Origin of the sequence: Pseudarthrobacter sp. PvP090 (genome assembly GCF_040547365.1) — a bacterium.
Lineage (GTDB): Bacteria > Actinomycetota > Actinomycetes > Actinomycetales > Micrococcaceae > Arthrobacter.
The window spans coordinates 41439-53961 of record NZ_JBEPPO010000017.1; the positions used below are offsets into that span (position 1 = coordinate 41439).

Below are 12523 nucleotides of genomic sequence, written 5' to 3' on the forward strand. Positions count from 1 at the left end.
GTCACCGAAAAGCAGACGAATGACTACCACCACACACGCCCCGGCGACGCCCAAAACCGGCACCCGCCATGTTGCCCTTGCCATCGTTTCCCTTGCCATGGGCGGATTCGGCATCGGCACCACGGAATTCACCATGATGGGCCTGCTCAAGGAGGTGGAGCAAGGGCTCAACATCAGCACCCCGGAGGCGGGCCACCTGATCTCGGCCTACGCCCTCGGTGTGGTGATAGGGGCCCCGTTGCTGGCCGCCGTCGGTGCGAAGATGCCGCGGAAGTACCTGGCCCTGGGGCTCATGCTGTTCTTCAGCATCGCGAACCTGACGTCCTTCATCGCCCCGGACTACGGCACGATGCTGGTGTCGCGCTTCGCCGCCGGGCTGCCACACGGGGCGTTCTTCGGGGTCGCGGCCGTGATCGCGGCGTCGCTGGTTGCTCCGACCAAGCGGGGCTGGGCCATTTCGATGGTCATGGCCGGCCTGACCGTCTCCAACGTCATCGGCGTTCCTTTTGGCACCTGGCTGGGCCAGACGTATGGCTGGCGGCTGCTGTTCCTGCTGGTGGGCGTCATCGGCATCCTCACCCTGGTGATGCTCTGGAAGTTCCTGCCGTTCCAGAAGCCGCACGCTGATGCGAGCTTCCGGCGCGAACTGGGTGCCCTCAAGCGGCTCCAGGTCTGGCTGGCGATCCTGATCGGCATTGTCGGGTTCGGCGGGTTCTTCGCCACCTATACGTACATCGCCCACACCATGACCTCCGTTGCGGGCATTCCCGCCGCCTGGCTCCCGCTGGTCGTCGCCCTCTACGGGCTGGGCATGGTGGCCGGCAACATTGTCGGCGGCCGGATCGCGGACAGGTCCGTGATGGGAACGATCTACTGGGTGCTGCCGGGCATAGCCGTGGCCCTCGTGGTCTACGCCGTGGCCGTCCACTGGCCGTGGTCCGCCTACGTGATGGTCTTCGTCGTCGGCGCCGCCGGTGCACTGCTGGTCCCGGCACTGCAGACCCGGCTGCTGGATGCTTCCCCGGATGCCCCCTCGCTGGCATCCTCGCTCAACCATGCGGCGCTCAACGTCGCCAACGCTCTGGGCGCCTTCCTCGGCGGCCTCGTCATCGCCTGGGGTTGGGGCTACGTCGCACCTGCGCTGGTCGGGGCCGTGCTGGCCGTCCTGGGCCTCGGCGTCGCCCTCCTCAGTGGCCTCGTGGAACGCAAGAGGCCGCTGGTCCGGTAGCCCGCAATGCGGCTACCGGCCAGAGGCCCGTCAAAACCGCAGGCGTGCAGAACCGGCCCCCTCACGGGGTGCTGACGCGCTGCACGTCCGGTTCTAGGTAGAAGACCCGGGCAATCGGCACTGCCTCCACACGGAATACCGCACCCGCTATCGTCCCGCCGGAGCACCGCGCCTGGCACCGCACCCGGCACCGCGCCCCTGCGGTGAGGCGGCCCGGTTGGCCCGCGACACCGCAGGTCACCGGGCAGATAACGATTGGGTGTGATCCTGCTGACAAGCAAACTGGCCTATGTTAGCTTGAAGCCATAATCGGGATTCACTATTTGGATGCCGACGAATATGTAGGAGGAGTAATGGGCTTTCTAGGCTGGATCATTCTCGGACTCATAGTAGGTGCAATCGTAAAGGCAGTCATGCCTGGCAGGGTCGGCGGCGGCTGGGTCACCAGCCTCGTGCTCGGCGTTGTCGGGGCTGTTGTCGGCGGCTGGATCGGCGACCTCCTGTTCGGCGGCGGCACAATGGAATTCTGGAATCTCGGTTCCTGGCTCCTTGCCATTGTCGGCGGCCTGGTGGTAGCCCTTGCCTACGGCGCCATCACGGGACGTAAGAAGACCAGTTAACTGCACAGGTACAACGGCGGGGGCCCACCTTTCGGTGGACCCCCGCCGTACTTTCTTGCCGGGACTTTTACCTGCGCTTTTTCCCTGCGAGGCCACGAGGCTCCCGCGAACCGCTGCGGAGATCAGCCGGGCGGGTTTGTTGTGACGTCCTGCTGCGAACGGGCGCTGGCGTAGAGGCAAACCGTCGCCGCGGTGCCGAGGTTGAGGCTTTCAGCAGCCCCGTACACAGGCACAGCCACCCGGTGGTCCGCCAGGGCAAGTTCCTCCTCAGCGAGGCCCTGGGCCTCGTTGCCGAAAAGCCACGCAGTGGGGTTCTCCAGCGCGTATTCGGATTCGCGGGCCGGTGCGCCCAGACGGCGGGCAGCGTTCTGGTCCTGCAGCCGGTCAAGGTTGAGCTGGCCCTGGCCGTCGGCGGCGAGGACGCCAATGCCGCGTTCCTTGCAGCGGGCCACCAGTTCCTCGATCTCGGCGCCGAGCACCACGGGCAGGTGGAAAAGGGATCCCGCCGTCGACCGCACTGCCTTGGGGTTGTAGATGTCCACGCTGGACGCGGTCAGGACGACGGCGTCCGCGCCCGCTGCGTCGGCTGCCCGCAGAACGGTGCCGGCGTTGCCGGGGTCCCGGACCTGGCACAACACGGCAATCAGCCGGGGGCCGGCGTCGAGCACCTGCTCCAGGCTCACATCCAGGAAACCGCAGACCGCGAGGATACCCTGCGGCGTGACCGTGTCCGCCATCGCGGCGAGCACTTCGTCAGTGGCGAGGAACGCCGTGACCCCTTCCGCGAGTGCCTCCAGGTCCGGGTGCCGGTCGAGGCAGGACTCACTCGCGTAGACCTCATAGACGACCCCGGGCTCCCCCGCGGCAATCCTCTTCTGGTGCAGGGTCAGGGCCTCCCTGACAGCCTGGGGGCCCTCCGCGAGGAACTCGCTGCGCTTTAAACGGGCCGGGCGCCCGGCAAGCTGAGCCACCTTCCTCACCCGATCAGCTCGGGGGTTGGAAAGTAAAACATCTTGCGGGCGCCCGGTTTCGTTCATACAAGAACCTTAGTGGCTTTCCAGCCGGTTCCTGAACGACGTCGTTATCGAACGACTACAGGTACTACTCGGCAGCCTTGTCGGCGGCCTTCTTGGCAGCCGGCTTCTTGGCGGCGGCCTTCTTGGCGGCCGGCTTCTTGGCAGCCGGTGCAGCCTCAGCCTGAACGGCCGGAGCGGACGTGTCGGCGGGCAGCGAGTCCTTGGCGATCTTGACCAGCGCGGCGAAAGCGTTGGCGTCGGAGACGGCCAGCTCTGCCAGCATACGGCGGTCAACCTCGACCTCAGCGGCCTTGAGGCCCTGGATCAGACGGTTGTAGGTCAGGCCGTTGGCGCGGGATGCAGCGTTGATACGCTGGATCCACAGGCGACGGAAGTCGCCCTTCTTCTTCTTGCGGTCGCCGTAGCTGTACACAAACGAGTGCAGCAGCTGCTCTTTGGCCTTGCGGTACAGGCGTGAACGCTGTCCACGGTAGCCCTTGGCGCGCTCAAGGATAACCCGGCGCTTCTTGTGGGCGTTGACCGCCCTCTTCACACGTGCCACGTGCGTACTCCTTCAGAATTCTGATCCCAAGCGTCTACTGCCGGAACAACCGGCTGGCCTGAGAAGCCTTTTTGGTAGTTGACTGCTGCCAGGTGGCGAACAGTCAGAGAACTTGGAACTTAGATGCCGAGCATCTTCCGAATGACCTTGGCGTCGCCCTTGAAGACGATCTTGTCGCCGGCGAGGCGGCGGGTCAGCCTGGAGGACTTGTGCTCGAGGTAGTGGCGGCGGTTGGCCTGCTGGCGGCGCAGCTTGCCGCTGCCGGTCAGCTTGAAGCGCTTCTTAGCACCACTGTGGGTCTTCATCTTCGGCATGGGAACCGATCTCCTTACGTATCCGCAGACAAGGCCTGCAGTCTTTCGTGCAGCCGCCCCTGCGGGCGGCGTGCTGGTTGCTTGCTGCCGGACATTGCTGTCCGGCAGCCCTGAACTAGTTGGTCTTCTTGGTGCCCGGCTTGGCGGCGGCCTTCGGGGCAGCCGGCCGTGCAGCAGGCTTCGGCGCCGCGGGACGCGGCACCGGCTTCGGTGCAGCAACCGGCTTCGGTGCTGCCGCCGGAGCGGCCTTTTCAGCCTCGGGAGCCTTCGCGGCTTCCGGAGCCTTGGCGGCGGCCTTGGGCGCTGCGGGCGCCTTGGCGGCTGCCGGCCTGGCAGCAGCCTTCGGAGCCTCAGCCTTCGGCGCCTCGCGCTTCGGAGCGGCCTTGGGGGCCTCCTGCTTCGGCGCTTCCTGGACGGGAGCCTTCTCTGCCGGGGCTTCCTCAACCTTGGCCTCGGCGGCCGGGGCCTCCGCGGCTTCAGCCTTGTCAGCCTCGGCCTTTTCGGCCGGGGCCTCGACGGCGGGGGCGGCTTCCGTAGTGGGAGCTTCCGTTGCCGTAGCTTCCGTTGAGGTCTCTTCAGCCGCGGGTGCCTCGGTCCGGACCTGGTAGCCCTCCGGCAGCAGATCGGCGAGCGACTGCGTCAGCGGTGCTTCGGGGCCGGATGTGTCAACGCGGAAGTCACCCGAGGCCTTGGCTTCGTTTTCGGCCTTGGCTTCCGCACGCTGCGATGCGCGGCGGGCCTCTGCCTTGGCTTCTGCCTTGTTCTTCAGGGGACCGACGACCATGACCATGTTGCGGCCATCGATACGCGGGCTGGACTCCACGACGCCGACTTCGGCGACGTCGTCCGCGAAGCGCTGGAGCAGGCGGATGCCCATCTCGGGGCGCTGCTGCTCACGGCCGCGGAACTGGATCATGGCCTTGACCTTGTCACCAGCGCCGAGGAAGCGGAGCGCGTGGCCGCGCTTCGTCTCGTAGTCGTGGGTGTCGATCTTCAGGCGGAAGCGGATTTCCTTCAGGACCGTGTTGGTCTGATTCTTCCGGGCTTCGCGTGCCTTGACTGCGGCTTCGTACTTGTACTTGCCGAAGTCCATCAGCTTGCACACCGGAGGCTTCGCCTGCGGTGCAACTTCAACGAGATCAAGATCGGACTCGGCAGCCAAACGCAGGGCATCCTCAATACGGACAACGCCTACTTGCTCGCCTGCAGGGCCGACCAGCCGCACCTCGGGGACGCGGATACGCTCATTGATTCTTGGCTCGCTAATGTTAAAGCTCCTGTGTTCGTGAGGGGTATTCCACCGGCAAAAAGAGAAGGCCCCCAATTGCCGGAGCAATCGAAGGCCTCGAAGATCGGAACTGCCTGCCTCGTGTGAGGCGGCATGCATCCTGCCAGGGCTGGCGCCCGGGAAAAATGCCCGACCAGGTACCCGGCAACCTTGCTTCTTCCGAAGCTTCCCGAAGGAGAGCGGTTGACGCGGGTGGGAGAGAACTCCGCTTGCAAACTGAAAGTCGATTCTACAGAAGAAATCCCGTCCGGCGCACCTGCATGACGGGCATGTTGGTTGCGGACGGGTTCCGGCTGTCATACCGCTCCAGTACTACCAAAAGCAGTAGAACTGGAGCGAAATAACGACAATCAGTCGGTCTGTGACAAGCTTACCAGCATGAGCACTTCAGACAGTAATTCACACGTTTACGAGCCCGCCAGCGCCCAGGGCGACGTCTCACAGCAGATCCGCGACATCTCCGAGGTGCCCGCGATCGAGGTCATCACCACCGCCGCCGTGCACCTCATGAGCGCCGCCGCCGTGAAGCTTGGCCTCGCAGCCGAGGAGAACGCCGAAGAACTCAAGGACCTGGACGAGGCCCGCAAGCTGATCACGGCCCTGGCCGGCCTGGTCACCGCGGCCGCCCCGGAGATCGGCTCCCAGCACGCGGGACCGTTGCGCGACGGTCTGCGGTCCCTGCAGCTGGCCTTCCGCGAGGAATCCATCATTCCGGACGCGCCGGGCAAGGGTCCGGGCGAGAAGTACACCGGCCCGGTCAACTAAGCACCGGTCGACTAAGCACAGAGTATTCCAGCGGCAGCGCGGCGGCGGGCGGACCACATCGGTCCGCCCGCCGCCGTCGTTTAGGCCCGCTCAGACGGCGGCGAGGCGCCGCCGGCGGCGGTGCTGCAGCACCAGCCCCAGCAGGCACAGCACGACGCCGCCCGCCCCCACGGCCACGAATCCGGCCCAGGGGCCGACGCCATCGATGAACACTCCGGCCAGCGGCGCACCGAGGGCGACGCCGCCGGTAAGGGCGGAGCCATACCAGCCCATGGCCTCGCCGCGTCGGCGCTCGTCGACGAGCTCGGCGACCTTCTCCGAGGCTGCCGACAGCACCGGGGCGCACAGCAGTCCCGGCAGGAGTGAGAGCAGGCACAGGGTCCACGTGTCCTGGGCGAAGGCCATTGGGATGGTCAGGGCGGACATCCCCAGCAGCAGCAGGATCGGCGAGATCGGCCGGTGCATGGCGCCGTAGATCACTCCGCCGACCACGGAGGCCGCGCACCAGAAGAGGAAGACCAGTCCGATCTCGGCCTGGTCGCCTCCGGTTTCGAGGGCGGCAACGATCCCGACGTCGGTGCCGCTGAGGACCATGCCGGCCCCGGCGGCGACGGCGAAGACGGCGGCCACCGCGGGGGTGAACCAGACGAAACTGTGGATGACCTTGTGCCGCAGCCCGGCCCGTTCCAGGCGCCTTTCCCCGGCAGCGGCCAGCGGGGCGAATTCTGCGGCAGCCTCCTGCAGGTGGGCCGGGGCAGCAGCGACAACCGCCGCTTCGGCGGCTTCCTGCTGGCTTGCCTCGAACGCTGCCTCAGACTCGGCATCGGCCGCTGTATCGGCCCCAGGACCGGGCTCGGCGCTGCGTGTCGGCGGGTTGAACCACATGAGGAAGAGCCCGGACACCGAGGTGGCGACGCCGACAATCGTCAGCCCCAGGACCGAGAGCCCGGCGGTCGCAACGAGGGCTCCCGCCGCGGGGCCGATCATAAAGACCAGTTCGGTGGAGATGGCGTCCAGGGCAAAGGCAGTGCGCCGCTGCTCCCCCGTGACCAGGACACCAAGGGACTGGCGGACCACGCTGAAGATCGGCAGGGTCAGCAGGCCGCCGACGAAGACCAGCGGCAGCAGCAGCTCGTAGGACACGTGCGGCACGACCGACCAGATGACAGCCTCTGAAATGACTGACGGAATGAGGGCCCGCCGTAGGCCGACGGTATCGACGCGCCGGCCGCGCCAGGGTGCGCCGACGGCGATGCCGATGGTCATCACGGCAGCGGCGGCCCCGGCCGCGGCGTAGCCCTGCCCGAGGGTGAGGACGACGTGCAGGGTCAGCAGGACACCGGCCGCGGCGTGCGGTATGCGGGCAACCATCCCGACCAGCAGGAGCCGCCTGATCGGCCGAACGGCCAGCAGCTCCCGGTAAAGCGCGAAGTTCACGAAACTATTTCCTTTTGGTACTGCCCCCGGCAGCACCAGGATCTCCCCCGCTGGCCGTCAGCTACTGTGCTGCGCGCTGCAATTTGACCTCGATCGAGTCAACCCGCTCAGCAAACACTTCATTCCGCGCCCAGGCACCGTTAAGGCCGGACACGATGGACTGGACGCCGGCGGCGTCGAGCCCGTCTTCAAGGTAGAGCATGACACGGAGTTCCGGGCCGGACCCCCCGCCCGGCAGCGGCGTCCCGTCGGCCGCCCGCGTGGCAACTCCACCGCCTGGATGAATTTCAACACGGCGGACCGCGGGAAAGCCAACCGCGGCTTCGCCGAGGCTCCGGGCGAGCTCGGGATCAGCGTACGACGGCGTCCAGTCCCGCTGCTGGGCAAGGGCCCACACGGCGGGCCGGCGCACCACGAAGGTCACCGCAGAGCCCGGGTCCAGCACGAGCAGTTCCGCATTCTCGGCGACCGCGGAGAGCGCGGCGCGGGCAGCGTACACGGCAACCGGGCGGGCCTCGGGGTGCCAGGCCTGCAGCGAAGCGGCCGACGTGAACACCGGCATCGCCGTCCGCCCGTCCGGGGCCTTAAGCGTCACGAGGGCCATGTCCGCCTGTTTGTCGGCATGCAGGCCGCCGGCGCCTTCGCCTTCTTCGGCGAGCGTGGCCAGGATCGGCACGAAGACCCGCGCTGTCGCCAGCGCGGCCACCACCGCGGCCTCGTCGCCGTCGCCGGCGGCGAGGGCCGCCAGCGCGGCGAGGTAGCCGGCGTCGGCCGCGCCGTCGTCGTCCTCGAAATTGTGGATGCTGGCGCTTTCGCCGGACAGGCTGCGCCCGGCCCAGGGCTGGCCCGCCGAGTCCGCTGCGCCGCCCGCGCCGGCCAGGGCCGCCGCGATGTGCCCGGGCAACGGGCGTGACGTGGCGGGAAGCTCAGCTGCGCTGTCGCCCGCGGGCCGGTGCTCCATGCTGCGGACCGCTAGCGCCGGCCGGCGGCGTCGAGGGCCTCGGGCAGCGTGAAGTTGCCGTTGTAGAGGGCCTTGCCGACGATGGCGCCCTCAACGCCGAGCGGCACGAGGGAGCGCAGGACCTTGAGGTCATCGAGGCTGGAGATCCCGCCGGAGGCGACCACCGGTTTGCCGGTCTTCTCCACCATCTGGCGCAGCAGTTCGACGTTGGGTCCCTGGAGGGTGCCGTCCTTGGTCACATCGGTGACGACGTAGCGGGCGCAGCCGGCCTCCTCGAGGCGTCCGAGGACGTCCCAGAGGTCGCCGCCCTCCTTGGTCCAGCCGCGGCCGGCCAGCGTGGTGCCCCGGACATCCAGCCCGACGGCGATCCTGTCGCCGAATCGCTCGATCACGCGGGCCGTCCAGTCCGGGTTTTCCAGGGCCGCGGTGCCGAGGTTCACGCGGGCGACGCCGAGGTCGAGGGCCTTCTCGAGCGACTCGTCGTCGCGCAGGCCGCCGGAGAGCTCCACCTTGATGTCGAGCCGGCCGACCACTTCGCGGAGCAGTTCGGCGTTGGAGCCCCGGCCGAACGCGGCGTCGAGGTCAACGAGGTGGACCCACTCCGCCCCCTGCTGCTGCCAGTTGAGCGCGGCTTCCAGAGGGGTGCCGTAGCTCGTTTCGCTGCCGGCCTCGCCCTGGACGAGGCGGACCGCCTGGCCGTTGACGACGTCGACGGCGGGCAGCAACTCAAGCACGGGCAGCGGGGTTTCGGTGGTCATCGTGGATCCTCAGCTTTTCAGGGGGTTCGGCAGGTGGTCGGGGGCGCTGCGGGGCGTCAGGCGGCGGGCAGTGTCAGGAGGTAGGCGGCGAGCAGCGCCATCCCGGCCAGGACGTAGAACACGACCTGGACCCAGCGCGGGCTTTTCTGCTGGCGGAAGGACAGCGCTCCGCCGACCAGCAGCCCGGCGAGCCCCATCAGCACGATGGACCACATCTAGGCGGTCCCGGATCGGGCCCGCAGGCTGTCCACCCAGTTGCGCAGCAGGCGCGCGCCGGCGTCGCCGGATTTCTCCGGGTGGAACTGCGTGGCGCACAGCGGACCGTTTTCCACGGCGGCGATGAACGGGGCTCCATGCTCCGACCAGGTGACGAGCGGCGCCGTCATCCTCGGCTGGATGACGTCGAAGTCCCACTGCTGGACCCCGTAGGAGTGCACGAAGTAGAAACGCTCGTCCTCGACACCGGCGAAGAGCTTGGAGCCCGCCGGGACGGACACGGTGTTCCAGCCCATGTGCGGGACAACCTCGGCGGGCAGGAGCTCGACCTTTCCGGGCCACTCCCCCATGCCTTCGGCTTCGGTGCCGTGCTCGACTCCGGCCTCGAAGAGGACCTGGAGGCCCACGCAGATGGCCAGCACGGGGCGGCCGCCGGCGACGCGGCGGCCGATCATGCGGATGGCGTCGACGGCTTTGAGCTCGCGCATCACCGTTTCGAACGCCCCGACGCCGGGGACGACGAGGCCGTCGGCGTTCAGTACATCCTCCGGCTTGGAGCTGAGGATGACCTCGGCACCGGCGCGTTCGAGGGCGCGCACGGCGGAACGGACGTTGCCGGAGCCGTAGTCCAGGACAGTGACGGTCGGCTTGCCCTCGGGCGACGCCGGCTTCCTGCCGGCGTCGGGGTCGATGATGGCGCCGTCCTTGAGCACTTTCCCGGTCACAGCGCACCCTTGGTCGAGGGGATGCCCTCGACGCGGGGATCCGGCTCGACGGCGGCGCGCAGGGCGCGGGCGAAGGCCTTGAACTGTGCCTCGACGATGTGGTGCGGATCCCGGCCGGCGGTGACGTTCATGTGCAGGCAGATTCCGGCGTGCAGGGTGATCGCCTCGAAGACGTGGCGGGTCAGGGACCCGGTGAAGTGTCCGCCGATCAGGTGGTATTCCTGGCCGGCAGGTTCCCCGCCGTGCACGAGGTACGGGCGGCCGGAGACGTCGACGACGGCGTGCGCGAGGGCCTCGTCGAGGGGAACGGTGGCTTCCCCGAAGCGGCGGATCCCGGCCTTGTTTCCGAGCGCGGTGCGCAGGACCTCGCCGAAGGTGATGGCCACATCCTCGACCGTGTGGTGGACATCGATGTGCGTATCGCCGGTGGCCTTGACCGTCATGTCGATCAGGGAGTGCTTGCTCAGCGCCGTCAGCATGTGGTCGTAGAACGGGACCGAGGTGCTGATGTCCGAGACGCCGGTGCCGTCCAGGTTGATCTCGACCAGCACGGATGACTCGCTGGTGGTCCGTTCCATGCGTGCGGTCCGGCCCTCGGCAGCGGCTGCTCCGGTGTTGCTCATGTGGGTGTCCTTTGGATGACGACGGTGTTGGATGACGACGGTGCCCGGCGTTCAGGCAGGTGGATGTCCTGGGTTAAGTCTAGGCGGGCTGCACGGCGCGGCCGGCCAGGATCCGTTCGAGGGCTTTGAGGAAGGCTGTGGTTTCCGTCTCAGTGCCGGCGGTGACGCGCAGGTGCCCGGGAATGCCGACGTCGCGGATCAGCACACCGGCATCGAGCAGGCCCTGCCAGACCTCGTGCGGGTTGTCCAGGCCGCCGAAGAAGACATAGTTCGAGTCGGAGGCAGCCGGCTTGAGGCCCATGCGCTGCAGTTCGGACACGATCCTGTCCCGCTGGCGCTTGATGTCCTCGACGTCGGCCATCAGTGCGACCCGGTGGTGCAGGGCGGCCAGGGCTGTCGCCTGGGTGATGGCCGAGAGGTGGTACGGGAGCCGGACCAGGCGCAGGGCGTCGGTCACCTCGGGCGCTGCGGCCATGTAGCCGACCCGGGCGCCGGCGAGGGCGAAGGCCTTGCTCATGGTGCGCGAGACGATCAGCCGTTCCCGGCCGGGCAGCAGCGTGAGCGCGCTGGGCGTGCCGTCGTGGGCGAACTCGTGGTAGGCCTCGTCGACGATCACGATGGTCTGGCTGGCCTCCCCGGCCTCGTAAACGGCCTCCACGACGTCCAGGCCCAGCCCGGTGCCCGTGGGGTTGTTAGGGGAGCACAGGAAGACGATGTTCGGCTGGAGTTCGCGGACCTGGCGGGCGGCCGATGCGGCGCTGAGCCCGTAGTCGTCGGCGCGGACCCCGACGATGTATCCGGTGTCCGTGCCGGAGGCCAGCAGCGGGTACATGGAGTACGTGGGAGGGAAGCCGAGGGCCGTGCGCCCCGGGCCGCCGAACGCCTGCAGGATCTGCTGGAGAACCTCGTTGGAGCCATTTGCGGCCCAGATGTTGTCCGCGCCCAGTCCGTGCCCGAGGTATTCCGCGAGGGCTTCGCGCAGTTCCGTGAATTCGCGATCCGGGTAGCGGTTCAAGCCGGCGGCGGCAATCGTGACGGCCTCGGAAATGGCGGCGCGCACATCGGCCGGGACACCGTGGGTGTTCTCATTGACGTTGAGCAGGATGGGGACGTCCAGCTGCGGCGCGCCGTACGGCGTCAGGCCGCGCAGATTGGTCCGGAGGGGAAGTCGGTTCAGGCGCTCTAGCTGGTCAGTCACTGCACCAGTTTAAGTGAGATCGCGGCGGGCGCTGAAACTGTGACGGGTCGACCGGGTTACTTGGACGGGATGAAGAGCGCCTGGCCGGGCACAACACGGGCCGCTTCCAGGTTGTTCAGCTGGATGATGTCGGTGACGACGTCGCGGGGGTCGCGCTCCGGTGCCACGGCCTCAGCGATGGCCCAGAGTGACTCGCCGGGCTGCACCGTCACGGTCACGGTGGGGGTCAGCGACAGCTCGGCTGCGGATTCAGCGGCCTTGGCGGGGGCATTGAGGAAACCGCTGAAGGAGAGGATGAGCGCCGCCAGCAGGATCAGCGGCACCCCGATGAAGACAAAGCGCCCCCGCCGGGTGAGCCGCAGCGGCGCCTGCTTTACCTGCAGCGGCTCCCGCATGACCTGCGGTCCGCGGCCTGCAGCGCCGTTCCTGCCGGCCGGGCCCCGCCGGCCGGCAGATGCACCGCCGTCGGGCCGGCCGTAGTCGCCGAATGCGTCGCGGCCGAAAGTGTCGTGAAATGCGCTTGATGCTGACATGAACTGAGCCCTCCTGGACCATACTGTGCCGCCCGGCGTACTCCACGTACTTGCCGCCAACCGGCCTAACCTTCGAACAAAGAACCGAACGTCATGCTGTGTCCGAACAGTGCTCCACGCCCTAGCAGCGAATTACTAGAACACATATTCGAACCTTGCTTGTTCTGTTTTAGCACTTATTAACGAACAATGTCGAGACTCGCTAGAACAAATGTTTGAAAAAGCAGTGTGGCTGGCCTACGTTTGAGTCAAAGAACAACCACTTCTGCAGTTGATCAG

The 12523-nt window shown here is 67.5% G+C and carries 15 protein-coding genes; 3 read left to right on the top strand and 12 right to left on the bottom strand.

The genetic code is table 11. The features are described from left to right. Nucleotides 1-19: 19 nt before the first annotated feature. Together ABIC21_RS17850 and ABIC21_RS17855 are read left to right on the top strand one after the other, a co-directional pair. Nucleotides 20-1228 carry an MFS transporter gene (locus ABIC21_RS17850; RefSeq protein ID WP_354351718.1) on the top strand — a complete coding sequence of 403 codons (1209 nt, stop codon included), beginning with the start codon at nt 20-22 and terminating at the stop codon, nt 1226-1228. A gap of 353 nt (nt 1229-1581) precedes the next feature. Continuing rightward, on the top strand, nt 1582-1848 hold the full coding sequence (locus tag ABIC21_RS17855) for a GlsB/YeaQ/YmgE family stress response membrane protein (protein WP_354351719.1): 267 nt from the start codon (nt 1582-1584) through the stop codon (nt 1846-1848). 122 nt (nt 1849-1970) lie between these two features. Here the strand turns inward: ABIC21_RS17855 and ABIC21_RS17860 are convergent, their stop codons facing one another. From ABIC21_RS17860 to infC, 4 genes are all read right to left on the bottom strand, one after another. Next, nucleotides 1971-2885, bottom strand: coding sequence for a TrmH family RNA methyltransferase (locus ABIC21_RS17860; protein WP_354351720.1), 915 nt, complete (start codon nt 2883-2885; stop codon nt 1971-1973). Between the two features lie 64 nt (nt 2886-2949). Then, a complete protein-coding gene (rplT, locus tag ABIC21_RS17865) occupies nt 2950-3426 on the bottom strand; it encodes a 50S ribosomal protein L20 (protein ID WP_354351721.1) in 477 nt (158 codons plus the stop codon). Nucleotides 3427-3545: 119 nt separating this feature from the next. Then, a complete protein-coding gene (rpmI, locus tag ABIC21_RS17870) occupies nt 3546-3740 on the bottom strand; it encodes a 50S ribosomal protein L35 (RefSeq protein ID WP_009358635.1) in 195 nt (64 codons plus the stop codon). 115 nt (nt 3741-3855) lie between these two features. After that, complete coding sequence (gene infC / locus ABIC21_RS17875; protein ID WP_502936023.1) at nt 3856-4965, bottom strand: translation initiation factor IF-3; 1110 nt, start codon at nt 4963-4965, stop codon at nt 3856-3858. A 441-nt stretch (nt 4966-5406) separates the two neighbouring features. Here infC and ABIC21_RS17880 point away from each other — a divergent pair, with 441 nt between their 5' ends. Then, nucleotides 5407-5793 (top strand): DUF1844 domain-containing protein, encoded by a 387-nt coding sequence (locus tag ABIC21_RS17880; RefSeq protein ID WP_226761144.1) that lies wholly within the window; start codon nt 5407-5409, stop codon nt 5791-5793. A gap of 90 nt (nt 5794-5883) precedes the next feature. Here ABIC21_RS17880 and ABIC21_RS17885 read toward each other — a convergent pair whose 3' ends face one another. The 8 genes from ABIC21_RS17885 to ABIC21_RS17920 form a co-directional block, all read right to left on the bottom strand. Beyond that, nucleotides 5884-7230, bottom strand: a complete 1347-nt coding sequence (locus tag ABIC21_RS17885) for an MFS transporter (protein ID WP_354351723.1) — start codon at nt 7228-7230, stop codon at nt 5884-5886. A 61-nt stretch (nt 7231-7291) separates the two neighbouring features. Further along, nucleotides 7292-8191 (bottom strand): SseB family protein, encoded by a 900-nt coding sequence (locus tag ABIC21_RS17890; RefSeq protein WP_354351724.1) that lies wholly within the window; start codon nt 8189-8191, stop codon nt 7292-7294. Nucleotides 8192-8202: 11 nt separating this feature from the next. Then, a complete protein-coding gene (gene priA / locus ABIC21_RS17895; protein WP_354351725.1) occupies nt 8203-8949 on the bottom strand; it encodes a bifunctional 1-(5-phosphoribosyl)-5-((5-phosphoribosylamino)methylideneamino)imidazole-4-carboxamide isomerase/phosphoribosylanthranilate isomerase PriA in 747 nt (248 codons plus the stop codon). A gap of 56 nt (nt 8950-9005) precedes the next feature. Beyond that, nucleotides 9006-9164 (bottom strand): CG2302 family histidine operon protein, encoded by a 159-nt coding sequence (locus ABIC21_RS17900; RefSeq protein WP_307458438.1) that lies wholly within the window; start codon nt 9162-9164, stop codon nt 9006-9008. Next, nucleotides 9165-9890 carry an imidazole glycerol phosphate synthase subunit HisH gene (gene hisH, locus ABIC21_RS17905; RefSeq protein ID WP_354351726.1) on the bottom strand — a complete coding sequence of 242 codons (726 nt, stop codon included), beginning with the start codon at nt 9888-9890 and terminating at the stop codon, nt 9165-9167. It abuts the gene before it with no gap. Beyond that, a complete protein-coding gene (gene hisB / locus ABIC21_RS17910; protein ID WP_354351727.1) occupies nt 9887-10513 on the bottom strand; it encodes an imidazoleglycerol-phosphate dehydratase HisB in 627 nt (208 codons plus the stop codon). The genes hisH and hisB overlap by 4 nt, the downstream gene beginning before the upstream one ends. A 79-nt stretch (nt 10514-10592) precedes the next feature. Further along, a complete protein-coding gene (locus ABIC21_RS17915) occupies nt 10593-11711 on the bottom strand; it encodes a histidinol-phosphate transaminase (protein WP_354351728.1) in 1119 nt (372 codons plus the stop codon). Between the two features lie 56 nt (nt 11712-11767). Then, on the bottom strand, nt 11768-12244 hold the full coding sequence (locus tag ABIC21_RS17920) for a LysM peptidoglycan-binding domain-containing protein (RefSeq protein ID WP_354351729.1): 477 nt from the start codon (nt 12242-12244) through the stop codon (nt 11768-11770). Nucleotides 12245-12523 lie beyond the last annotated feature (279 nt).

Excerpts from the sequence above, each read along its gene's own strand:
- priA (WP_354351725.1), bottom strand. The coding sequence starts at position 8,949 with ATGACCACCGAAACCCCGCTGCCCGTGCTTGAGTTGCTGCCCGCCGTC.
- hisB (WP_354351727.1), bottom strand. The coding sequence starts at position 10,513 with ATGAGCAACACCGGAGCAGCCGCTGCCGAGGGCCGGACCGCACGCATG.
- ABIC21_RS17855 (WP_354351719.1), top strand. The coding sequence starts at position 1,582 with ATGGGCTTTCTAGGCTGGATCATTCTCGGACTCATAGTAGGTGCAATC.
- ABIC21_RS17890 (WP_354351724.1), bottom strand. The coding sequence starts at position 8,191 with ATGGAGCACCGGCCCGCGGGCGACAGCGCAGCTGAGCTTCCCGCCACG.
- rpmI (WP_009358635.1), bottom strand. The coding sequence starts at position 3,740 with ATGCCGAAGATGAAGACCCACAGTGGTGCTAAGAAGCGCTTCAAGCTG.
- ABIC21_RS17900 (WP_307458438.1), bottom strand. The coding sequence starts at position 9,164 with ATGTGGTCCATCGTGCTGATGGGGCTCGCCGGGCTGCTGGTCGGCGGA.
- ABIC21_RS17880 (WP_226761144.1), top strand. The coding sequence starts at position 5,407 with ATGAGCACTTCAGACAGTAATTCACACGTTTACGAGCCCGCCAGCGCC.
- ABIC21_RS17920 (WP_354351729.1), bottom strand. The coding sequence starts at position 12,244 with ATGTCAGCATCAAGCGCATTTCACGACACTTTCGGCCGCGACGCATTC.
- ABIC21_RS17850 (WP_354351718.1), top strand. The coding sequence starts at position 20 with ATGACTACCACCACACACGCCCCGGCGACGCCCAAAACCGGCACCCGC.
- ABIC21_RS17860 (WP_354351720.1), bottom strand. The coding sequence starts at position 2,885 with ATGAACGAAACCGGGCGCCCGCAAGATGTTTTACTTTCCAACCCCCGA.